The organism is Humitalea sp. 24SJ18S-53, from assembly GCF_050632385.1.
In the GTDB taxonomy this organism is placed as follows: Bacteria; Pseudomonadota; Alphaproteobacteria; order Acetobacterales; family Acetobacteraceae; genus Humitalea.
In genome coordinates, this window is sequence record NZ_CP192599.1 from 298,652 (window position 1) to 319,087 (window position 20,436).

Consider the following 20,436-nt stretch of genomic DNA (forward strand, 5'->3'; position numbering starts at 1 on the left):
TGGCGCCGGGGTGGCGGCCGCGCTATGCGCGTTTCCATGCACATCGCCGCCACCTATGTCGCCCTGCACACGCTGCTGCTGATGACGCTGGCCATGCTGGTGCTCCGCCAGCGCTGGCGGTCTTCGGTCGACATCGGCGATGGCGGCGACCCCGGCCTGTTCCGCGCGATCCGCGTCCACGCGAACGCGGTCGAACAGGCGGCACCGACCTTCGCCATCCTGATCCTGTTCGCGTTGCTGGGCGCCCCCGCCTGGGCGCTGCATGCCTTCGGCGCCACGACCCTGGCCGGGCGACTGGCGCATGCCTGGGGCCTGGCGGGCGGCACGCCGCGCATGATCTGGCGCCAGATCGGCATGGGCCTGACCTGGACGGGCCTCGGCCTCGGCGCTCTCGGGCTGCTGGTCGGCTAGCGGGTTGCAGTAAAACGGAGGGTGCGCCTTGAAAGGGGCTTCGCCCCTCTCAAACTCTCCCCACCAAGGGGCCGTGGCCCCTTGGAACCCACGCGATTTGGTAAAATAAAGAGAGGGGCGTCGTTGGTGCGCGATTGATCACGCACAGGCCATGCCCCTCTCTTTATTTTACCAATACTCCGCCGGTCCAGGGGCGGCGGCCCCTGGTGGGGGAGGTATGGAGGGGGCGAAGCCCCTTCCATTGCGCAACCTCGCCGTTTTTCTACCCAACCAGCCGGAACGCCCGCCGCCGGCCGATGGGCGATGGTGCCTGCGGCAGGTCCAGCGGCAGCATGGGCCCGGCTGCGCTGGTTTCCTCGGGCGTGGCTTCCTCGCCCGGATCGGGCAGGTCGGTCCGCCCCAGCAGATCGGCCGCCAGGCGCCGGAACGCCCAGTCCAGCACCGATGTCGCGCGGCGGATGGTCGGATCGCCCTCGACCGGCCCACCCGGGCCGAAGGGGGCATAGGCGTAGCAATCGACATATTCGGCCAGCGGCACGCCCATCGACAGGCCGACGCCGACCGCCTCGGCCGTGGCATCCAGCATGGCGCGCAGCAGGCTGGCCTCACGCGGCACGGTGAAGCCGATCTCGATCGGCAGGCCGGTGGGGCCGGTCGCGACTTTCATCGCGACGCGCTGGCCACCGACGGTGGCGCGCCAGATGGTGCCGCCGATTTTTGGCGGCGGCGCACGGCGCGGGGCCGCGGCGGGGGCGCGGGCGGTGGCGGGCGGTGCCGGGGGAAGCGCGTGCAGGAAGGGACCGACAGCCGCCTCCATCGCCGCCCGCGCGGCCTCGTCGGCGGCGCCCAGCAGCATCGCGGCACGATCCCCGGCGCGCAGGGCGGCGGCGGTCGGCAGGTCCAGGATACGGCCCGAGGAATCCCAGACCGGCCGGGTCGGGCCGGCGGCGGGGGCCAGGCCCCCGGTCTCGGCGCCCAACAGCGCCTCGGCGGCATCGGGCGGGGTCAGGGCGAAGATGACGGCGTGGCGCAGGCCGGGGGCCATGGCGGCGGCATCCAGTGCCGCCCGGGCGGCGGCGGCCAGCCCCGGCACCGACGTCTGCCCGGGGGGCGCGGGCCACAACAGCGCCACCGGCTCCCGCGCGCCGAGTTGCGCGGCCAACCGGCCGGAACAGGCCTCGGCCGCGCCACGGGTCAGGGCGGCGATCCCGGCCGCGACCTGGCGCGCCTCGGCGCCGCCATAGGGCAGGCCGAGCGCGGCCAGCAGCCCCGACAGGTCGCAGAACCCCAGCGCCAGGCGGCCGGCCTTGCCGCCGCCCGCGATCTCCAGCGCCAGCACGCCGGTTTCGACGGCATCGGCATAGGCTTCGAGGTCAAAGCCCCCGGCGCCATCCAGGAAGGCCGGCAGGTTCAGTACGAACCGCGGCATCGCGCGCGGATCGCGGCGCCAGATCGCGGCACCGGGCGCACCCCGCCGGGCCAGCACCAGGGCGCGCAGATCCGCCGCCAGGGCCTCGGCCGCCGCATCGCTGTCCAGCACGCCCAGCCGCCGGCCGCGCGTGGCCAAGCCGCCGATCCAGGCCTCGGCCAGCGACGGCAGCGACACCGGGCCATCGCCGGGGGCAAGGGCCGCCAGCGCCGCCGCCGCCGCATCATCCCAATGGGCGGGAAGCGCGATCCGGCGCGGCTCCGAATCGGGGTCGGCGCCAGCACGAGTGCGGCGCAGGGCAAGACCGGTCCAGAGCGTGGCAGGGCGTGTCATGGCCTGACCCTAACCGCTGCAACCGCTTGGCGGAAGCCGTATGTGGTGGTCCGATCGCGTCCGACCCCCAACAAGTTGTGGACAACACTCCCGGCCGCCCAGGGCTTTTTGCGCCGCAACCGATGCCGTGCGACAAGGTGTCACCTGTTCCCCCTGCCAGGGCCGTCGACATGTCTTTCCTGACCAGTTTCTTCACGCGCCTGTCGAGCCGCCCGGTCGGAACCGACCGCTTCGGCAATGCCTATTTCGAAAGCCGCGCCGATATGCCCGGCTATCCGCGCAAGCGCCGCCTGGTCATCTACAAGGGTCAGCCTGACCCGACCTCCGTGCCGCCCGAATGGCACGCTTGGCTGCACCACACGGTCGATACCCCCTTGCCGGAAGCCAAGCGCTACCCCTGGCAGCGCGAACACCTGCCGAACCAGACCGGCACCCCCAATGCCTGGAAGCCGCTCGGCCACGACAGCCGCGGCGGCGCCCGCCAGAAAAGCGCCGGCGATTATGAGGCGTGGACGCCCTGATCATGAAGGGGCGTTCCATCTTCGAAGTGCTGGTCGGCGCCCTGGTGCTGATCACCGCCATCGGCTTCCTGTCGTACGCCGTCACCAGCACGGGGCGCAGCGCGCCGACCGGCGGGCTGACCCTGACGGCCAAGTTCGATCGCATCGACGGGCTGTCCCCGGGCGCCGATGTCCGCATCGCGGGGGTCAAGGTCGGCTCCGTCTCGTCCCAGCGCATTGACCCCACGACCTTCCTGGCCGTGCTGACCCTCCAGGTGGACAGCGCCCTGCGCATCCCCGAGGACAGCAGCGCCGAGATCACCAGCGAGGGCCTTCTGGGCGGCAAGTATGTCGCCATCGTGCCGGGCGGGGCCGACCGCATCCTGGCCTCGGGCGGCGAAATCCGCATCACCGCCTCGGCGGTCAGCCTGGAGGCCCTGTTGGGCCGCTTCATCTTCTCCGTCACCGACCTGGCCAGTCAGCGGCAGCCCGGCGCCGCCGAGGCGCCGGCCCCCGCACGGCCGTGAAAATCACCCCGCCGGCCGAATGGCCCGGCGCGGATGGCGCGCCGATCTCCTGCCGGGAAAAGATCAAGGTCCTGGCCGAGAACCACGCCGAAGCGGCACAGGTGCTGGCCGATGCGCTGGAAGATGCGATCCTGATGGGCGTGGACGAAACCGAAATGCGCAAACTGCTGCACGCGCTGGTCGATGCCCTGCCGGGACGCAACCGGTCGTGAAGCGCGCCCTACTGCTGGCGGCATTGCTGGCGACGGCGCCAGCGATCGCCCAGGAATGGCCACGCCGCAACACCGCCGAATTGCAGGCGCTGGACAAGGTGACGGCGCGCGTCAGCACCTTCAACGCCACGGTCGGTACGCCGGTGCGCTTCGGCACGCTGACCATCCTCGTGCGCGCCTGCCACGCCCGCCCCGCCGAGGACGTGCCCGACGCCGCCGCCTGGCTGGAGATCACCGACGAACGCGCCGCCCCCGATGCGCCGCCGGCGTTCCGCGGCTGGATGTTCGCCAGCGCCCCGGGCGTCCATACGCTGGAACACCCGGTCTACGACATCCGCGTGCTGGAGTGCCGCTGAGCGCGCCCGCAGGCCAATCGCCAACAGAGCTCAATCGATTTTTACGACCAGCTTGCCAAAGTTCCGCCCGCTCAGCAGCCCGATGAACGCGGCCGGCGCCTGCGCCAGCCCCTGCACCACATCCTCCCGCCAGACCAACCCGTCGCGCATCCAGCCCAGCATCTCGGCGCGGAATTTTCCGTAACGCGGCCAGCCGGTGTCGCTGACGATGAAGCCCTGGATCCGCAGCCGCTTGCGCACGACCGGCCCCAGGTTCGGGCCGGGCGGCGCGCCGGAGGCATCCGCGCCCGGCGCCTCGTTGTACTGGCTGATCATCCCGCACATCACCATGCGGCCAAAGTCACGCAACCGCGGAAACACCGCCGCCTGCACCGCGCCGCCGACGTTTTCCCAATAGACGTCGATGCCCTCGGGACAGGCCGCATCCAACTGCGCCTCCAAATCGCCCCGATGATCGATGCAGGCATCGAAGCCCAGCGTGCCGGTCACAAACGCGCATTTTTCCGCGCCCCCCGCGATGCCGACCACCCGCGCCCCGCGCCGCTTCGCAATCTGCCCCGCCACCTGGCCAACGGCGCCGGAGGCCGCACTCACCACCACCGTCTCACCCGGCTTCGGCTGGCCGATATCCTCCAGCCCCGTCCAGGCGGTCAGCCCCGGCATCCCGAGCACACCCAGGTTGGCCGATAGCGGCGCCTCGGCCTCATCCAACCGGATCAGCCGCGCGGCCGGCACGGCGGAGAACCGCTGCCAGCCAAAGCCGCCCAGCACCGCATCGCCCGGCGAAAAACCGGGGTCGCGGCTTTCGACGACATGGCCGACGCAGGCGCCCTCCATCACCCCACCGATTGCGACGGGCTTGGCATAGGATTTCGCCTCCGACATCCGCCCCCGCATATACGGGTCCAGGCTGAGGAAGCGGTGCCGCACCAGCACGTAGCCGTCCTTCGGCTCGGGGCGCGGCGCTTCCTCGATGGCGAAATCCTCGGGCACCGGGGCGCCGTTCGGGCGGCGGGCAAGCAGGATGCGCAGGTTCGTCTCGGTCATGGCGTTGGGGCCCTTCGTCTTGCCGGGGTCGTCCGGATCGGTCAGGACGATACCAACGCCATCCAGGGGAAAAACGCCATGTTCGAGACCACCGTCGCCGGCAGCCTGCCCAAGCCCGCCTGGCTGGCCGAGACCAAGACGCTCTGGCCCGCCTGGAAGGCCGAGGGCGCCGAACGCGACGCCGCCAAGCGCGACGCGACCCTGCTGTGGCTGAAGGAGCAGGAGGACGCGGGCATCGACATCGTCACCGATGGCGAACAGTCGCGGCAGCATTTTGTGCACGGCTTCCTGGAACAGGTCGAAGGCATCGACTTTTCCAAGAAGGTGAAGATGGGAATCCGCAACAACCGCTATGACGCGATGGTGCCGACGGTGACCGGCCCGCTGCGGCTGCGCGGCCGCGTGCATGCGACCGAAGCCCAGCTGATGCGCGCGCACACGCGGAAAAAGATCAAGTTCACCCTGCCTGGCCCGATGACCATCATCGATACCATCGCCGATGGCTACTATGGCGACCGCGTGAAGATGGCGATGGCCTTTGCCGACCTGATCAATGAAGAAGCCCGCGCGCTGCAAGCCGATGGCATCGACGTGATCCAGATCGATGAACCCGCCTTCAACGTCTACATGGACGAGGTGACCGTCTGGGGCATCGAAGCGCTGGAACGCTGCCTGAAAAACCTGACCTGCACCACCGGCGTCCACATCTGCTACGGCTATGGGATCGAGGCGAATATCGCCTGGAAGAAGACGCTCGGCGACGAATGGCGCCAGTACGAAAAGATCTTCCCCGCCCTGGCCGCGAGCAGCGTGCAACAGATCTCGCTGGAATGCGCGAATTCGAAAGTGCCGCTGTCGCTGCTCGGCCTGCTGAAGGGCAAGGATGTGCTGGTCGGCGTCATCGATGTCGCATCGGATGTCGTGGAAACCCCGGAACAGGTCGCGGCGACCATCGCCGAGGCGCGCCAATACCTGGCGCCGGAGCGCATCTTTCCCTGCACGAATTGCGGCATGGCGCCGATGGATCGCGGCATCGCGCTGGCCAAGCTGCGGGCGCTCAGCGCCGGGGCGAAACTGGCGTGCGAGGCGCTGGGCTAGGCCTTGTCCCGCTCCGCCTCCCGCCGCCAATCCTCGGTCGTCTTGGTCACCGGGCGCGGCGCCCCGGCATAGGGATCGACGCCACCCAGCGTCGCCTCCACCGCGCGGCAATCCTCGCACATCTCCAGCACGGCGAAGCGCGCAGGGTCCGCGAACATCCAATGCGCGGCCAGTTTCTGCTTCACGCGGTCGATGCTGGACCGCGTGCCAAAGGGTTTTTGGCATTTGGTGCAGGCAGCCGGGGCCTCGGCCTTGGCGATGCGGCGCTGCGCCGCCTCGGGCCGCAGGTCCAGGCGCGGGACCAGGCTGATCACCTTTTCCGGGCAGGTCGCGACGCAGAGCCCGCATTGCACGCAGGCATCCTCCAGGAAGGACAATTCCGGCGTGTCCGGGTTCGCGGCAAAGGCACCCGTCGGGCAGACCATGGTGCAGGCCAGGCACAGCGTGCAGCCATCGGCCTTGACCTCGGCCGCGCCAAACCCGGCCAGCGCCGGCAGCGCGATGGTCGCGACCGGGGCGGCCGCCGCCTCCCGCAGCGCGCGCCAGCCGGCCAGCGCGATTTCGCGCGGCGCACCCATCGGCAGGAACGAGCCCGGCGCGAAGCGGAAGGGCAGGGGGGGCAGGGCGCGCAAGGCCTCGCCCAGGGTGAAGGGATCATCCGTCTCGATGGCGCCCGCGCGCGCCCCCAGGCCAAGCCCATCCAAGATCGCATTGGCGGTGTCGATGGCGCGGAACAGGCCCTCGGTGCCATGCGGCCGCCGCGCCGGCAGCAGCGCGACCACGCGCGTCGCCCCCCAGGCAAAACCCCCGGCGAAGAGCGACAGGTCGGCCGCACTCACCTCGTTCATCTGCAACGGCAGGACGTTCGCCGGCAGCCCGTCGCCATGGCGGGCCAGGGCCTCGATCAGCGGCGTGCCGTTTGCCGCATCGTGCAGCAGCAGCACCGGCGCGGCCCCGCCCGCATCGCGATAGGTCAGCAGCAAGGCCCGCGCCCGCCGCGCCAGCGCATCGGCCGGCGGCAGGGCGTAGCGCGCCGCCCCGGTCGGGCAGACCGCGGCGCAGGCGCCGCAGCCGGCGCAGATCTCGGCGCTGACCAGCACGCTGTCCTTGCCCGGCGTGATCGCGCCCGTGGGGCACAGGTCCAGGCAGCGCGTGCAGCCAATGCGCTTGTTGCGGCTATGCGCGCACAACCCGGCGTCGAAGGTGATGAAGCGCGGCTGGTCGAACGTCCCGACCAGGCCGGACGCCTCTGCCACCACCGCCGCGACCGCGCCCGCATCATCCGGATCCGCCCGCAAATATCCCTGGCGGGTTTCGTGGAACAGCGCCGCCCCGCCGGTCAGGTCGATCACCAGGTCGCAGCGGCTGGTCGAACGCGGCTTTCCCGGCCCCCAGGCATAGGCGGCCCGCGACGAAGGCTTCGGGCTGGCGACATCGCCCACCGCGACCTCGAAGGCCCCAAGCCACCCCGTCGCCCCCGTCGCCCGCCCGCGCAGGACGGGGAAGGCGGCCTCCCGCATCGGCGCCACCGGCTCGTCCCCGGTCAGCAGCACGGTGACATCCAGCGCCTCGGCCAACCGCGCGGCGGCGGCCAGTGCGGATGCATCGCGGCCCAGCACCAGCGCGACCCCGCTGCTTTGCAGCGTGACCTGCGGCACCTGCGGCATGGGTTCGGCGGCGGCGGCCAGGATCGCCGCCATCTTCGGGCTGGCCTGCGCGCCTTCGTCCGACCAGCCGGCCTGTTCGCGGATATTGACGAAATGCAGGGCGCCGGCGTGGCCCGCGGCCTCGGCCTCCTGGGCGAACAGCGGCGCTTCCTGGGTGCAGGCGACCGTCACGTCGCCATCCCCCATCGCCGCCAGGAAGCGGTCCAACTGCGCCCGGCACAATTGCTCGGCGCCGCGCACCTCGCCCTTGCAGCCGCGCGCCACGACGCGCGTATCCAGCGTCATGCTGTCTTCGCAGGTGCAAACAAAAACCGTGGCGCTGGCCATTTTTCGCTGACGTCTCCGGGCTGGCGCGGTTTGGTATCCGGCCGCCATCGCCATATACGAACGACCACGTCCGAAGGGGAGGGGAGCCGGCGTTGCACGACAAAACCCTGCTTGAACTACCCAGCCTGTTCACCCCCATCCCGCTGCGCGAAGCCGGGGATGCGATCCTGCGCGCGGTCGCCCTGGCCCCCACGCAAGGCGCCGGGACCCTGCCCTGGGTGCGCTCGCTCGGCCGCGTCGAAGTGGCGGTGGTGCTGGAACCGGAGCAACCCCTGGGCACCGCCCGCCTGGCCCTCTACGCCGCGATCAACGCCCTGGCCGATGCGGTGGCGTCCCTGGGGCCGCCCGAAATCCCCGTCGCCCTGCGCTGGCCCGCGACCTTGCTGGTCAATGCCGGCATCGCCGGCCAGGCCCGCCTCGCCACCCCCGACGGCGCCAGCGCCGATGCCATGCCCGACTGGCTGGTCGTCGGCGTCGAGGCCCGCTTCGCCATCCCCGCCGGCCGCGACCCCGGCCATGACCCCGGCCGCACCAGCCTGGAAGCCGAAGGCTGGACCGACACCGACCCCACCGAACTCACCGCCGCCTGGGCGCGCCACCTGATGGCCGGTATCGCCGAATGGGACCGCGACGGTCCCAAGGCCGTCGCCGACCGCTTCCTCGCCCGGCTGGAACAGGATGTCGAGACGGATGGCGCGCGGCGCGGCATCGACCTCGGCACCGCCGACCTGATCTGGGAACGCGACGGCACCCGCCATCGCCGGGCGTTCGGCGCATGATGCTGCCCCGGACCCTGCGGCTGGACCCGTCCGACACGGTGGTCTTCGAACCCGCCGCGGCCCCTGGCGAATGGGCCGTCGCCGGCGGCTTCATGTTCTGGGACGAAGACCCGGCCGACATGGCCGGCAAGCGCCGCCAGGCCTTTCGCAGCGGATTTCTGGGGCTTGGCTCCTTCGGCTGGTCCACCTTGGTCGAGGTCGCGCCCTGCGATCCCGCCGCCCGCGCCGCCGCCGTCGCGGCGCTGGCCTTCCATATCCGCCGTGCCCTCGGCGCCCCCGACGATGCCGCCGCCACCGCCGCGGCCGAGGAAGAAATCGCCTTCGCCGAATCCCTCTGCGCCGGCCACGACCCCGGCACCGTCCTGGCCCTGTCCCGCCGCATCGAGGACGGCCAGCAACGCGAAACCTTCCGCACCCTGCATCGCCGCGACACCCCGCGCGACGATTTCGGCAGCCTGCCGGTCTTCGGCATCGTGGAGATCACCGGCGAGGACGAACCGATCGACCAACCCGACCTGACCAGGCTCGCGCGATGAACCATTTTCTCCCCGCGCCCGGCGAATTCTGGCTCGCGTCAGGCCACGCGCTCTGCGACCGCACGGCGGAGGGGCGGCTGGTCGCGACCCCCGACCTCTGGCGCGCGTTTTTGGCGCGGCCGGAACTGCTGCCGCCGGAGGAAGCCTGCGACGCCGAACGCGCGCTGCACGCCGCCCTGATGGCCGATCCGCTCAGCCCGCAAGACCCCGCGCCTTTGGCCGATGCCGATGCGCGGGAAAATTTCGCAGTCTTCCTGCGCTTCCGCGACAAGGTCATGGCGCAACCGACCCTGGAAGCCGCCTGGTGCGCGCTGTATCGCGGCAATGTCTCCGGCATCCCGCCGATCTTCCTGCAGATGCTGACGCATCTCGTCACCCGCGCGGCGATGGATGGCGTCGGCGATCCCTATATCCTGCGCGCCGCCGAATGCCTGTTCCGCAACCAGCGCGCCGCGATCACCCAGGGCGCGACCCTGCTGGCGGATGAGGAAGTCCTGGCCGCACGCGCGGCGGACGCCGACCTGGGGCCGCTCGGACGCCTGTTGACCGAGGCGGGCGCGACCCCGCGTGAGGCTGAGTTCGACGTGCTGAACGATGCCAATGCCGCATCCTACGCACCCCGGTCCGACGCACACGACCTGGCGCTGGACATCGCCGAAAACCGCCCGGGCCAGGCCGGCCTGGCGCGCGCCATCGAGAAATTCTGCGCCCATGTCATCGGCGTCGCCTGCACCATCCGCTGCGTGCCGGTGATCGAGGATCGCAACTGGACCTGGCACGTCGGCCTGGATGCCGAAGCCACCGGCATCGCCAATGACCTGTGGCACGGCAAGAAAGTCGCGCAGGCGCGGCTGGCGCGCATCCTGTGGCTGGCCGTGCTGGAGTTTGCCGATCCGTCGCAGGCGCTGGCGAAACTGCGCGGCAAGCCGGTCTATCTCGCGCTGGCGATGGATGCGGCCCAGGTCGTGCGGATCAAGCCGCAAAACCTGCTCGCCGGCCTGCCTTTGGCACCCGTGTCATGACCGACCACCCCGACACCCGGCGCGTCCCCGTCGGCGTGCTGGCCGAACGCCGCCCCGGCGTCACCGCCTGGTCCGATGAAGTCTGGCGCATCGTCGATGTGCTGGAACAGGCGCCCGACCTGCCCGCCTGGACCTTGCTGCGGCAAGCCGATGGCCGCGCCCTGTTCTTCGCCGGCCAGGCCGATGTCATGCTGCACACCACCGACACCGACAATCTGAAGCACAACATCGAATCCACCCAGCCCAGCATCTGGGTCGTGCTGCGCGCCGCCGAAACATCGCCGGGCATGGTACTGCACCACGCGACCGTCGACGCGGGAGAGGTCGAGGCCATCGCCGGTTCCGGCAGCGACTTGATGGAAAGCCTGCCGATGCCGCCCTGGCTGCTGGCGCAGGTCCAAACCTATGTCGCCCAGCACCACCGCGAACGCGGTTTCTGGAAACGTCGTCGCGATGGCGGCGGCGACTGGCGCCAAAAACGCCAGGAGGAGGAGGAATGATCCCCCCCGACGAGGATGGCTTCCTGACCCGCTGGTCGCGGCGCAAGCGCGGCGAAGCGCTGCCGGAAGAGGATGCGGTGGTGGAGACACCCCGCGTCCCCGAACCGACGCCCGACGAAGCCCCCGCCGAACTGCCCAGCCTCGACAGCCTCTCCCTCGACGGCGACCTCACCGCCTTCCTGAAGCCGAACGTGCCGCCCGGCCTGCGCCATGCTGCATTGCGGCAAATGTGGTCGATGGACGTCGGAATCCGCGATTTCATCGGCCCGGCCGATTACGCCTGGGACTACAATGTCGAAGGCGGCGTGCCCGGATCGGCCCTGAACCTGGCCGGCAATCTGCGCGCGATGCTGGCGCAGATCGTCGGCCGCACCGAAGGGCAACTCGACGCCGACGACGCGCTGCTGCGCGGCGAAACACCACCCGAGGTCGAAGACCCCCCCATCCCACCGGACGCCGCGCTCCCCCTGGTCGAGGTCGCGCCGCCCGCCTTCGTGCCGCCCGCCATCGCCGCCGCCGCCTGGCCCGTCGCGCCGCCCGCGCCCATCGCCGCCGACGACACGCCGCCGCGCATCCCGCCCTTGCCGCGCAAACGCCACGGCGGCGCCATGCCGGCTTGACCTATTCGGCGTGCGGCCCACGTGACTTCCTCTTGCACCCGCCTGCGGGCGGTGCGAAATTATTCTGACCAGTTTTCCATGATTCTTTTAGAGGGTGCCGTCCTGAATGGACGACCGAACGGGGCCAGAAAGCGGCGGGATCACACCGCCCGAATCTTCCAAGGCTGAACCCCTGGGCGATGGACGAGCGCGGCTTTTCGCACTGATCGGCCGGCTCTGCGTGGCGCCCCCTGACGCCGATCTGCTGCGCGCCCTGCAAGCGCTGGCCGGCGACACGACCCAGGTCGGCGAAGCCATCCGCACCCTGGCTGTTGCGGCGCAACAAACGACGCATGACAGCATCAGCCGCGAGTACTTCGATCTCTTCATCGGCGTCGGGCGCGGCGAGGTCCTGCCCTATGCGTCCTACTACATCACCGGCTTCCTGCACGACCGCCCGCTGGCCGATCTGCGCGCCGACCTGCGCCGGCTGGGGCTGGAACGCGCGGCCGGCGTGGTCGAGCCCGAGGACCACCTGGGTTTCCTGTGCGAAACCTACGCGGGCCTGCTCTCCGGCGGGTTCGATGGCGGCGCACGCGAAGCCGAACGCTTCTTCGCCCGCCACATGCTATCCTGGGCCGGGCGCTGCTTCACCGACATCGAACGCGCGCAAACCGCACAATTCTACCGCGCCGTCGGCACCTTGGGCCGCACGGTGATCGAGATCGAGCAGGCGGCCGCCGCCTTGCCCGCCTGACGCGTACAAAGGGGACCCCGACTATGGCCAACGACACCACACCCGAACGCCGCGGCTTCCTCAAGGCCCTGGGCCTGGGTGCCGGCGCCGCCGTCGCCGCGACCACGACCGCCCAGGCCGCCATGCTGCCGGGCTGGGACCGCGCCGATGCCGTGCGCGGCACCCCCACCGCCAAGGAAAGCCAGGCCGACAAGACCAAGGCGCGCTACAGCGAGACGGCGCATGTCGCCGACTTCTACCGCACCAACCGCTACTGAGAGCCGGGAGCAACCCGCCATGCTGATCAAGCGCTCCGACCGCACCGCCACCCGCGCCCGGCTTGCCGCGGCCTATGAGGGCCTGTCCTCCGGCGGCCTCGACCGCCGGTCCTTCCTGAAACAAGCCGGCGTCACCGGCGGCGTCCTGGCCGGGCTGGGCGCGATCCCGCTGTCCAATGTGCGCCAGGCCGCCGCCGGGCCGACCAACTTCGCCCTGCCCGTCACCCGCGTCAAAAACATCTGCACGCATTGCTCGGTCGGCTGCACGGTCATCGCCGAAGTGCAGAACGGCGTCTGGGTCGGCCAGGAACCCGCCTGGGAATCGCCCATCAACCGCGGCACGCATTGCGCCAAGGGCGCCTCGGTGCGCGAGCTGGTGCATGGCGACCGCCGCATCAAATACCCGATGAAGCTGGTCGATGGTCAGTGGCAGCGCCTGTCCTGGGACACGGCGCTCGCCGAGATCGGCGACCGGCTGATGGCGATCCGCCAGGCCAGCGGCCCGGACAGCGTGTTCTGGCTCGGCAGCGCCAAGTTCAGCAATGAAGGCGCCTATCTGTTCCGCAAGATGGCGGCTTTTTGGGGGACCAATTCGGTCGACCACCAGGCGCGTATCTGCCATTCGACGACCGTCGCGGGCGTGGCCAATACCTGGGGCTACGGCGCGATGACGAATTCCTACAACGACATCCGCAATGCCAAGACCATGGTCATCATGGGCGGCAACCCGGCCGAGGCGCATCCGGTCTCCTTGCAGCACGTGCTGGCGGGCAAGGAACAGCAGCGCTCGAACCTCGTCGTCATCGACCCGCGCTTCACCCGCACCGCGGCCCATGCGACCGAATTCATGCGCATCCGCCCGGGCACCGACATCCCCATCATCTGGGGCCTGCTCTGGCACATCTTTGCCAACAACTGGGAAGACCGCGAATTCATCGCGACCCGCGTGAACGGCATGGAAGATGTCCGCACCGAAGTCGCCAAATGGACGCCTGCCGAAGTCGAACGCGTCGCCGGCGTGCCCGAGGCGCAGATGCGCAAGGTGGCCGAGATGATCGCCACCCAAAAGCCCGCCACCCTGATCTGGTGCATGGGCGCGACCCAGAAGACGGTCGGCACCGCCAATGTCCGCGCCTATTGCATCCTGCTGCTGGCCACCGGCAACGTCGGCAAGGAAGGCACGGGCGCCAATATCTTCCGCGGCCATTGCAACGTGCAAGGGGCCACGGACTTCGGGCTCGATGTCACCACCCTGCCGGCCTACTACGGGCTGGACGCGAATGCCTGGCGCCATTGGTCGCGCGTCTGGGATGTGTCCTACGAATCCATGGTCGCGCGCTTCGACAGCCCGGCGATGATGGAAATGCCGGGCATCCCCACCACCCGCTACTTCGATGCGGTGACCATGCCCGGCCTCGGCGCCCGCCCCGCCGGCAGCGAGAACTACGTCGCCCAGCGCGATTCCGTGAAGGGCATGATGGTCTGGGGCCATGGCGGCAATACCGTCACCCGCATGCCCGAAGCGGTGAAGGGGCTGGAGGCGCTGGACCTGCTGGTCGTCGCCGACCCCCACCCGACGACGTTTGCCGTGCTCGCCAACCGCCGCAACGGCACCTACCTGCTGCCGGCCTGCACGCAGTTCGAAACCTCGGGCAGCCGCACCTCCTCCAACCGCTCCATCCAATGGGGTGAGAAGGTGGTCGATCCGATCTTCGAATCGAAGGACGACTACGAATCCCTGCATCGCCTGATGGGCGCGATCGACACGGCCGCCGAGCGCCGGAACATGACCTTCCGCATGCAGCGCGACGTCACCAAGGGCTTCGAGATCCGCAACAACGCGCCCACCTCGGAAAGCATCCTGCGCGAGATCAACCGCGGCTGCTGGAGCACCGGCTACACCGGCCAGTCGCCCGAACGCCTGCGCCTGCACATGGCCAACCAGGACAAGTTCGACCTGGTGTCCCTGCGCGGCGCCGCCGGCAGCCCCGTCGCCAATGAGTTCTACGGCCTGCCCTGGCCCTGCTGGGGCACGCCGGAACAGAAGCACCCGGGCACGCATGTGCTCTACAACACCAGCCTGCATGTGAAGAACGGCGGCAGCACCTTCCGCGCCCGCTTTGGCGTGGAACGCAATGGCCAGACCCTGCTGGCCGAACGTTCCTACACGCTGGGGTCCGAAATCCAGGACGGCTATCCGGAATTCACCACGGCGGTATTGCAGCGCCTGGGCTGGTTCGACGACCTGACGGCGGCGGAAAAGGCGCAGATCGCACGCCAGGGCGGCACCGCCTCCTGGGCCACCGACCTGTCGGGCGGCGTCATGCGCGTGGCGATGGAACACGGCTGCATCCCCTATGGGAATGGCAAGGCGCGGGCCAATGCCTGGAACCTGCCCGACCCCGTGCCGGTGCATCGCGAACCGATCTACACCCCGCGCAACGACCTGATCGCGCAATACCCGACCCTGCCGGACCGGCGCGGCTTCCGCCTGCCGCATCTCGGCACCACGGTGCAGGCGCGCAGCCCGGTGGTCGCGGCCGACTACCCGGTCATCCTCACCTCCGGCCGCCTCGTGGAATACGAGGGCGGCGGCGAGGAAACCCGCTCCAACCGCTGGCTGGCCGAATTGCAGCAGGACATGTTCGTGGAGATCAACCCGCGCGATGCCGCCGCCCGCAACATCCGCGATGGGCAATGGGTGCAGGTGCGCGGCCCTGAAATGCCGGCCAATCGCTGGACCCGGATGAAGGCGCTGGTGACCGAACGCGTCGGCCCCGGCGTCGCCTTCATGCCCTTCCACTTCGCCGGCTGGTTCATGGGCGATGACCAGCGCGGCAAGTATCCGCAAGGCACCGATCCGATCGTGCTGGGCGAAAGCGTCAATGCCGTCACAACCTATGGCTACGATCCGGTGACCTTCATGCAGGAAACCAAGGTCACAATCTGCCAGATCCGCGCGTCGGCCTGAGAGGGGATAGAACAATGGCCCGCATGAAATTCCTCTGCGACGCGGATCGCTGCATCGAATGCAACGCCTGCGTCACCGCCTGCAAGAACGAGAACGAGGTGCCCTGGGGCATCAACCGCCGCCGCGTCGTCACCATCAACGATGGCCGGCCGGGTGAGCGTTCGATCTCCATGGCCTGCATGCATTGCACCGACGCGCCCTGTGCCGCGGTCTGTCCCACATCCTGTTTCTACACGACCGCCGATGCGATCGTGCTGCATGACAAGGACACCTGCATCGGCTGCGGCTATTGTTTTTATGCCTGCCCGTTCGGCGCGCCCCAATACCCGCGCGTCGGCAATTTCGGCGGGCGCGGCAAGATGGACAAATGCACCTACTGCGCCGGCGGCCCGCAGGCCGACAACAGCCAGGCCGAATGGATCCAATACGGCGCGAACCGCATCGCGGAGGGCAAGCTGCCGCTCTGCGCGGAAATGTGCTCGACCAAGGCGCTGCTCGCCGGTGACGGCGACATCATCGCCAGCATCTACCGCGAACGCGTGCAGACGCGCGGCTATGGCTCGGGCGCCTGGGGCTGGCGCACCGCCTATCGGGAAGAGGTGCGGGTGTGATGCGCAAGCTTCTCCTCATCCTGGCCCTGCTGGCGCTGCCGCTCGGGGCCGCGACCGCGCAGCCGGCGCCGACGCCCTTCAACGATCGCGGCCAGCTTTCGGCCGCCGAATTGGAACTCCAGGCCGCGCTGCGTGGCGACATCATCCAGGGCCGCGTCACCATCCCGAACACCCGCGCGGGTGACCTGATCCAGCCCGCCGGCCGCGACTGGCGGCAATTCCACAACGTGACCCTGGTCTGGGTGGCCGGGATCGCCATCGTCGGCATGATCGCCGTGCTGCTCGTCTTCTACATGACGCGCGGCCGCATCCCGATCGAGGGCGGGCCGTCCGGGCGTACCCTACAGCGCTTCAACTGGTTCGAACGCGCCAACCACTGGCTCGTCGCCTCCTGCTTCATCGTGCTCGGGCTGTCGGGGCTGAACCTGACCTTCGGGCGGCACCTGCTCCTGCCGCTCTTCGGCCCGGCGGCTTTCGCCGAGGCGACGCATTGGGGCAAGATCGCCCACAACTTCCTCTCCTTCCCCTTCACCCTCGGCATCGCGCTGATGTTCCTGCTCTGGGTCAAGGACAACATCCCCAACAGGATGGACTTCGCCTGGATCAAGGCGGGCGGCGGCATCATCGGCAACGCCCACCCGCCCTCCGGCCGCTTCAACGCGGGCCAGAAGATGGTCTTCTGGATGGTGGTGCTGGGCGGTGCTGCCGTCGCCGTCTCCGGCTACTTCCTGATCTTCCCCTTCGCCTGGACCAATATCGAGGGCATGCAACTGGCCCATGCCATCCACGCCGTGCTGTCGGTGCTGATGATCGCGGCCATCCTGGCGCATATCTACATCGGCTCCATCGGGATGGAGGGCGCCTTCGACGCCATGGGCACCGGCCAGGTGGACTACAACTGGGCGCGCATGCACCACGACATGTGGGTTGACCAGGAACTGGCCAAGGCGCGCGTGACCATCGACGGGGCCGCCGGCGCGGCGAGTGCCGGCTGATCCCTTGCGACTGATCGGACTGGCGGGTTGGAGCGGCGCGGGCAAGACCACCTTGCTCGCCCGCCTCATCCCCGAATTGGGGCAGCGCGGGGTTTCTGTCTCCACGCTCAAGCACGCGCATCATGCGTTTGATGTCGACCTCCCGGGCAAGGACAGCCACACGCACCGGCAGGCCGGCGCACGCCAGGTGCTGGTCTCATCGGCCAATCGCTGGGCGCTGATGACCGAATTGCGCGGCGCCCCGGAACCGCCCTTGCGCGACCTGCTGCAACGGCTGGATCCGGTGGACCTTGTCATCGTCGAGGGCTTCAAGCGCGACACCCACCCAAAGATCGAGGTGTTTCGCGCGGCCAATGAAAAGCCCTGGCTTTGCCCGGACGACCCGATGATCCGCGCCATCGCCGCCGACACACCCGCCCCGGTCGCGCTGCCGCAGGCCGGGATCGACGACATCGCCGCTATCGCCGACCTGATCCTGCGCCATGCCGTGCCATGGCCCAACTGACCGACGACTGCTTCGCCTTCGGCGGGCCGCTGCTGTCGGTGGATGCGGCGGCGGCGCTGATCGGCGAACGCATCGCCCCGCTGGGCGGCATCCGCCAGGTGCCGCTGGCCCAGGCCACGGGCGCCATCCTGGCCGAGGACCTGGTCGCCCCACGGCCGCTACCGCCCTTCGCCAATAGCGCGGTCGATGGTTACGCCTTTGCCCATGCCTCGCTGACCCCGGGCACCGCCACCCGCCTGCCCATCGCCGCCCGCATCGCCGCCGGCCAGAACGCCGCCCCTCTGCCCCCCGGCACCGCCGCCCGCGTTTTCACGGGCGCGCCCATGCCCGCGGGCGCCGAAACCGTCGCGATGCAGGAAGACACAACCGACGACGCGACCGGCGTGCTGATCCCCCCCGGCCTGAAACCCGGCGCCAATGCCCGCCCCGCCGGCGAGGATTTTTGCGCGGGCGCCCGCGCCCTGCCGGCCGGTTGCCGCCTCGGCCCGGCCGAAATCGCCCTGGCTGCCGCCCTGGGTTTTGCCAGCCTGCCCGTCACCGCCCCGGTGCGCGTCGGCGTCTTCTCGACCGGCGACGAACTGGCCGATCCCGGCAGCGCCCTCGGCCCGGCGCAGACCTTCGACAGCAACCGCTTCATGCTGCTCGCGCTGCTGGCGCGCCTGCCGGTCGTCGCCACCGACCTCGGCATCCTGGCCGACCGCGCCGGCGCCACCCAGGAAGCCCTGCATACCGCCGCCGCCGACCACGACCTGCTGCTGACCACCGGCGGCGTCAGCGCTGGTGAGGAAGACCACGTGCGCACCGCGATCGAGGCCGCGGGCCGCCTGGTCTTCTGGCGCCTGGCCATCAAGCCCGGCCGCCCCGCCGCCATGGGCGTCGTCGCCGGCACCCCGGTCGTGGGCCTGCCTGGCAATCCCGTCGCGGCCATCGTGACCTTCCTGCACCTGGCCCGGCCGCTGATCCTGCGCCTGGCCGGGGCCGCCCCCGTGCCGCTGCTGCGCGTGCCCGCCGTCGCCGATTTCGCCTATCGCAAGAAGCCCGGGCGGCGCGAATACGTGCGCGTCACCCTGCGCGACGATGGCACCGCGTTGCGGGCGGTCAAATTCGCGCGGGAAGGGGCCGGGCTGCTCTCCTCCCTGACCGGGTCGGACGGCTTTGCCGAACTGCCCGAGGACAGCCTTTCCGTCACGCCCGGCGATGCCCTGCGCGTGCTCCCTTTTGCCGCGGTATTTGCATGACCCTGGACGACCTGGACCACGCCCGCCGCATCGTGGGTGCGGCCATGCCGCCGACCCCGCAATACGCCTGGCCGCTGCTGGCCGCGCGCGTCGGGACCGAGGTCTGGGTGAAGCACGAAAACCACACCCCCACCGGCGCCTTCAAGGTGCGGGGCGGGCTGGTCTATGTCGATCGCTGCGCGCGCGAACGGCCCGGGGTCGCCGGGCTGATCTCCGCCACCCGGGGCAACCACGGCCAGAGCCTCGCTTTTGCGGGCCGCCGCCACAACGTGCCGGTCACCATCCTCGTCCCCCAGGGCAATTCCACCGAGAAGAATGCCGCCATGCGCGCCCTCGGCGCGGAACTTATCGAACACGGCAATGATTTCGACGCCGCCCGCATCGAGGCCGGGCGCATCGCCGCCGAACGCGGGTTGGAAATGGTGCCCTCCTTCCACCGCGACCTGGTGCTTGGTGTCGCGACCTATGCCGTCGAACTGCTGCAAGCCGTGCCCGACCTCGACGCGATCTACGTGCCCATTGGCATGGGTTCCGGCGCCTGCGGCTGCATCCTGGCCCGCGACGCATTGGGCCGGAAAACCGAGATCATCGGCGTGCAATCCACCGGCGCCCCGTCCTACGCCCTCTCCCTCGCGGCGGGCCATGTCGTCACCACACCCGCTGCCGAAACCCGCGCCGATGGCATGGCGACGCGCATGCCGGACGCCGAAGCTTTTGCCATGATCCAGCACGGCATCGCGCGCATCGTGCAGGTCACGGACGCCGAGGTCGGCGCCGCCATCGCCGCCTATTGGACCGACACGCACAACTTGGCGGAAGGCGCGGGCGCCGCGCCTCTGGCCGCGCTGATGCAGGAACGCGACGCGATGCGTGGCAAGAAAGTCGCTGTCATCCTCTGCGGCGGCAATATCGACCTGGCGCTGTTCCGCACCTGGATCACCTGACCGCGCGCAACGGCGGCGTCGGCGCGAACAACAGCTTCACCATGTCGCGCAGCACCAGCACCTGCTGTTGCAGGACGGCCGGTTCCTTCAACGCCTTCGACATCATGATGCCGCCCTCCATCACCGCCGAGACCATATCCGCCAGGTGATCCAGGTCGATCGGCTGGTGCGGTTCGTAATGCGCCGCGATCTCGTCGAATGTGGCGCGAAAGCGCTGCCGCCATTGCAGTGCCGCCTGGCGGTTGATCTCCTGGATCTCGCGGTCGAAGATGCGATCATAATAGCAACTGGTCGCGACCAGGCATCTCGGATGCCGGTTCGGCAGATCGGCGAAGACCTCGGCCAGCAAGGTCAGCCCCAGCAGGAAGGCCTGCAACGGATCGTCCATCAGCGCCCGTGCGCGGCCAAAAAGCTCGTCGTAGATCCGCTCGTCCTCATCGACGTAACGGGCGAGCAGCGCCTTCGCCAAGTCGTTCTTGCTTTTGAAATGGTAGAAGAAGCCGCTCTTGGTCAGGTCGGTCGCGGCGATGATCTCCTCGATCGAGGTCGCGCCAAATCCCTTCGCCAGCACCGAGTCCTGCGCGATGTCCAGGATGCGCTTGCGCGTCTCGTCACCCTTGGTCATGGCCTGCTCCTGTACCGGCGGTCTGGTTTTTGCGCGCGGGCGCCGCATCGGGCGCGTCTGCATAGCCTCGAAACGACGCTGAATTCATTGATCGCACAGGGAAATCAAGAATTTTCGGCATGCTGGACCATTGATCGGCTAGGTCTGTACCGCCCCCATCGGCAAGACTCCGGGCATCACCAGCACAGGG

Annotated in this window: 23 protein-coding genes; 19 read left to right on the forward strand and 4 right to left on the reverse strand. The window is 69.6% G+C overall.

The genetic code is table 11. The features are described 5' to 3' along the window. The first annotated feature begins 36 nt into the window (after positions 1-36). A complete protein-coding gene (locus ACQW02_RS01410; protein WP_431283493.1) occupies positions 37-411 on the forward strand; it encodes an MAPEG family protein in 375 nt (124 codons plus the stop codon). A 262-nt stretch (positions 412-673) separates the two neighbouring features. Here ACQW02_RS01410 and ACQW02_RS01415 read toward each other — a convergent pair whose 3' ends face one another. Continuing rightward, positions 674-2,173, reverse strand: coding sequence for a hypothetical protein (locus tag ACQW02_RS01415; protein WP_431283494.1), 1,500 nt, complete (start codon positions 2,171-2,173; stop codon positions 674-676). A 170-nt stretch (positions 2,174-2,343) separates the two neighbouring features. Here ACQW02_RS01415 and ACQW02_RS01420 point away from each other — a divergent pair, with 170 nt between their 5' ends. From ACQW02_RS01420 to ACQW02_RS01435, 4 genes are read left to right on the forward strand one after another with little or no spacing between them, the layout of a single operon-like run. After that, positions 2,344-2,694, forward strand: a complete 351-nt coding sequence (locus ACQW02_RS01420) for an NADH-ubiquinone oxidoreductase subunit NDUFA12 family protein (RefSeq protein WP_431283495.1) — start codon at positions 2,344-2,346, stop codon at positions 2,692-2,694. Next, complete coding sequence (gene mlaD / locus ACQW02_RS01425) at positions 2,682-3,200, forward strand: outer membrane lipid asymmetry maintenance protein MlaD (RefSeq protein ID WP_431283496.1); 519 nt, start codon at positions 2,682-2,684, stop codon at positions 3,198-3,200. The genes ACQW02_RS01420 and mlaD overlap by 13 nt, the downstream gene beginning before the upstream one ends. Before the next feature lie 2 nt (positions 3,201-3,202). Then, positions 3,203-3,412, forward strand: a complete 210-nt coding sequence (locus tag ACQW02_RS01430; RefSeq protein ID WP_431285991.1) for a hypothetical protein — start codon at positions 3,203-3,205, stop codon at positions 3,410-3,412. Then, a complete protein-coding gene (locus ACQW02_RS01435) occupies positions 3,409-3,768 on the forward strand; it encodes a DUF2155 domain-containing protein (RefSeq protein ID WP_431283497.1) in 360 nt (119 codons plus the stop codon). The genes ACQW02_RS01430 and ACQW02_RS01435 overlap by 4 nt, the downstream gene beginning before the upstream one ends. Positions 3,769-3,798: 30 nt before the next feature. On the opposite strand, the gene ACQW02_RS01440 is transcribed toward ACQW02_RS01435, so the two are convergent. Further along, positions 3,799-4,815, reverse strand: a complete 1,017-nt coding sequence (locus tag ACQW02_RS01440) for an NADP-dependent oxidoreductase (RefSeq protein ID WP_431283498.1) — start codon at positions 4,813-4,815, stop codon at positions 3,799-3,801. Between the two features lie 78 nt (positions 4,816-4,893). Between ACQW02_RS01440 and ACQW02_RS01445 the strand changes: the two genes are divergently transcribed. Continuing rightward, on the forward strand, positions 4,894-5,913 hold the full coding sequence (locus ACQW02_RS01445; RefSeq protein ID WP_431283499.1) for a methionine synthase: 1,020 nt from the start codon (positions 4,894-4,896) through the stop codon (positions 5,911-5,913). On the opposite strand, the gene ACQW02_RS01450 is transcribed toward ACQW02_RS01445, so the two are convergent. Next, positions 5,910-7,865: a 4Fe-4S dicluster domain-containing protein gene (locus ACQW02_RS01450; protein ID WP_431283500.1), complete on the reverse strand. Its 1,956-nt coding sequence runs from the start codon at positions 7,863-7,865 to the stop codon at positions 5,910-5,912. The two genes, ACQW02_RS01445 and ACQW02_RS01450, sit on opposite strands and share 4 nt — an antisense overlap. A gap of 134 nt (positions 7,866-7,999) precedes the next feature. Between ACQW02_RS01450 and ACQW02_RS01455 the strand changes: the two genes are divergently transcribed. The 13 genes from ACQW02_RS01455 to ACQW02_RS01515 all read left to right on the forward strand — a co-directional run bounded on the left by ACQW02_RS01455 (position 8,000) and on the right by ACQW02_RS01515 (position 19,621). Further along, positions 8,000-8,686 carry a biotin/lipoate--protein ligase family protein gene (locus ACQW02_RS01455; RefSeq protein WP_431283501.1) on the forward strand — a complete coding sequence of 229 codons (687 nt, stop codon included), beginning with the start codon at positions 8,000-8,002 and terminating at the stop codon, positions 8,684-8,686. Further along, positions 8,683-9,222 (forward strand): DUF6505 family protein, encoded by a 540-nt coding sequence (locus tag ACQW02_RS01460; protein WP_431283502.1) that lies wholly within the window; start codon positions 8,683-8,685, stop codon positions 9,220-9,222. The genes ACQW02_RS01455 and ACQW02_RS01460 overlap by 4 nt, the downstream gene beginning before the upstream one ends. Next, positions 9,219-10,244, forward strand: coding sequence for a DUF6352 family protein (locus ACQW02_RS01465; protein WP_431283503.1), 1,026 nt, complete (start codon positions 9,219-9,221; stop codon positions 10,242-10,244). Before ACQW02_RS01460 ends, ACQW02_RS01465 begins: the two co-directional genes overlap by 4 nt. Then, the gene (locus ACQW02_RS01470; RefSeq protein WP_431283504.1) at positions 10,241-10,744 is read left to right on the forward strand and encodes a DUF3305 domain-containing protein; all 504 of its coding nucleotides are present in this window, start codon (positions 10,241-10,243) and stop codon (positions 10,742-10,744) included. The genes ACQW02_RS01465 and ACQW02_RS01470 overlap by 4 nt, the downstream gene beginning before the upstream one ends. Then, positions 10,741-11,364, forward strand: coding sequence for a DUF3306 domain-containing protein (locus tag ACQW02_RS01475; protein WP_431283505.1), 624 nt, complete (start codon positions 10,741-10,743; stop codon positions 11,362-11,364). The genes ACQW02_RS01470 and ACQW02_RS01475 overlap by 4 nt, the downstream gene beginning before the upstream one ends. Positions 11,365-11,470: 106 nt before the next feature. Next, the gene (locus ACQW02_RS01480; protein WP_431283506.1) at positions 11,471-12,100 is read left to right on the forward strand and encodes a TorD/DmsD family molecular chaperone; all 630 of its coding nucleotides are present in this window, start codon (positions 11,471-11,473) and stop codon (positions 12,098-12,100) included. A 23-nt stretch (positions 12,101-12,123) separates the two neighbouring features. Beyond that, a complete protein-coding gene (locus tag ACQW02_RS01485; protein ID WP_431283507.1) occupies positions 12,124-12,357 on the forward strand; it encodes a twin-arginine translocation signal domain-containing protein in 234 nt (77 codons plus the stop codon). 19 nt (positions 12,358-12,376) lie between these two features. Then, positions 12,377-15,328 carry a formate dehydrogenase subunit alpha gene (locus ACQW02_RS01490; RefSeq protein ID WP_431283508.1) on the forward strand — a complete coding sequence of 984 codons (2,952 nt, stop codon included), beginning with the start codon at positions 12,377-12,379 and terminating at the stop codon, positions 15,326-15,328. Positions 15,329-15,342: 14 nt separating this feature from the next. Continuing rightward, a complete protein-coding gene (gene fdh3B, locus ACQW02_RS01495) occupies positions 15,343-15,939 on the forward strand; it encodes a formate dehydrogenase FDH3 subunit beta (protein ID WP_431283509.1) in 597 nt (198 codons plus the stop codon). Further along, complete coding sequence (locus ACQW02_RS01500) at positions 15,939-16,934, forward strand: formate dehydrogenase subunit gamma (protein WP_431283510.1); 996 nt, start codon at positions 15,939-15,941, stop codon at positions 16,932-16,934. The genes fdh3B and ACQW02_RS01500 overlap by 1 nt, the downstream gene beginning before the upstream one ends. A 4-nt stretch (positions 16,935-16,938) precedes the next feature. Next, complete coding sequence (gene mobB, locus ACQW02_RS01505) at positions 16,939-17,439, forward strand: molybdopterin-guanine dinucleotide biosynthesis protein B (RefSeq protein WP_431283511.1); 501 nt, start codon at positions 16,939-16,941, stop codon at positions 17,437-17,439. Then, positions 17,427-18,677 carry a molybdopterin molybdotransferase MoeA gene (locus ACQW02_RS01510; protein ID WP_431283512.1) on the forward strand — a complete coding sequence of 417 codons (1,251 nt, stop codon included), beginning with the start codon at positions 17,427-17,429 and terminating at the stop codon, positions 18,675-18,677. The genes mobB and ACQW02_RS01510 overlap by 13 nt, the downstream gene beginning before the upstream one ends. After that, the gene (locus ACQW02_RS01515; RefSeq protein ID WP_431283513.1) at positions 18,674-19,621 is read left to right on the forward strand and encodes a threonine dehydratase; all 948 of its coding nucleotides are present in this window, start codon (positions 18,674-18,676) and stop codon (positions 19,619-19,621) included. The genes ACQW02_RS01510 and ACQW02_RS01515 overlap by 4 nt, the downstream gene beginning before the upstream one ends. Here the strand turns inward: ACQW02_RS01515 and ACQW02_RS01520 are convergent. Next, positions 19,614-20,246: a TetR/AcrR family transcriptional regulator gene (locus ACQW02_RS01520; protein ID WP_431283514.1), complete on the reverse strand. Its 633-nt coding sequence runs from the start codon at positions 20,244-20,246 to the stop codon at positions 19,614-19,616. The genes ACQW02_RS01515 and ACQW02_RS01520 overlap by 8 nt on opposite strands. Positions 20,247-20,436 lie beyond the last annotated feature (190 nt).

Bases quoted from the DNA above. Each gene is read 5' to 3' on its own strand.
- ACQW02_RS01485 (WP_431283507.1), top strand. From the start codon at position 12,124: ATGGCCAACGACACCACACCCGAACGCCGCGGCTTCCTCAAGGCCCTG.
- ACQW02_RS01445 (WP_431283499.1), top strand. From the start codon at position 4,894: ATGTTCGAGACCACCGTCGCCGGCAGCCTGCCCAAGCCCGCCTGGCTG.
- ACQW02_RS01410 (WP_431283493.1), top strand. From the start codon at position 37: ATGCACATCGCCGCCACCTATGTCGCCCTGCACACGCTGCTGCTGATG.
- ACQW02_RS01420 (WP_431283495.1), top strand. From the start codon at position 2,344: ATGTCTTTCCTGACCAGTTTCTTCACGCGCCTGTCGAGCCGCCCGGTC.
- ACQW02_RS01510 (WP_431283512.1), top strand. From the start codon at position 17,427: ATGGCCCAACTGACCGACGACTGCTTCGCCTTCGGCGGGCCGCTGCTG.
- ACQW02_RS01520 (WP_431283514.1), bottom strand. From the start codon at position 20,246: ATGACCAAGGGTGACGAGACGCGCAAGCGCATCCTGGACATCGCGCAG.
- ACQW02_RS01490 (WP_431283508.1), top strand. From the start codon at position 12,377: ATGCTGATCAAGCGCTCCGACCGCACCGCCACCCGCGCCCGGCTTGCC.
- ACQW02_RS01440 (WP_431283498.1), bottom strand. From the start codon at position 4,815: ATGACCGAGACGAACCTGCGCATCCTGCTTGCCCGCCGCCCGAACGGC.
- ACQW02_RS01415 (WP_431283494.1), bottom strand. From the start codon at position 2,173: ATGACACGCCCTGCCACGCTCTGGACCGGTCTTGCCCTGCGCCGCACT.
- ACQW02_RS01470 (WP_431283504.1), top strand. From the start codon at position 10,241: ATGACCGACCACCCCGACACCCGGCGCGTCCCCGTCGGCGTGCTGGCC.
- ACQW02_RS01465 (WP_431283503.1), top strand. From the start codon at position 9,219: ATGAACCATTTTCTCCCCGCGCCCGGCGAATTCTGGCTCGCGTCAGGC.
- ACQW02_RS01475 (WP_431283505.1), top strand. From the start codon at position 10,741: ATGATCCCCCCCGACGAGGATGGCTTCCTGACCCGCTGGTCGCGGCGC.
- ACQW02_RS01460 (WP_431283502.1), top strand. From the start codon at position 8,683: ATGATGCTGCCCCGGACCCTGCGGCTGGACCCGTCCGACACGGTGGTC.
- ACQW02_RS01480 (WP_431283506.1), top strand. From the start codon at position 11,471: ATGGACGACCGAACGGGGCCAGAAAGCGGCGGGATCACACCGCCCGAA.
- ACQW02_RS01450 (WP_431283500.1), bottom strand. From the start codon at position 7,865: ATGACGCTGGATACGCGCGTCGTGGCGCGCGGCTGCAAGGGCGAGGTG.
- ACQW02_RS01515 (WP_431283513.1), top strand. From the start codon at position 18,674: ATGACCCTGGACGACCTGGACCACGCCCGCCGCATCGTGGGTGCGGCC.
- fdh3B (WP_431283509.1), top strand. From the start codon at position 15,343: ATGGCCCGCATGAAATTCCTCTGCGACGCGGATCGCTGCATCGAATGC.
- ACQW02_RS01500 (WP_431283510.1), top strand. From the start codon at position 15,939: ATGCGCAAGCTTCTCCTCATCCTGGCCCTGCTGGCGCTGCCGCTCGGG.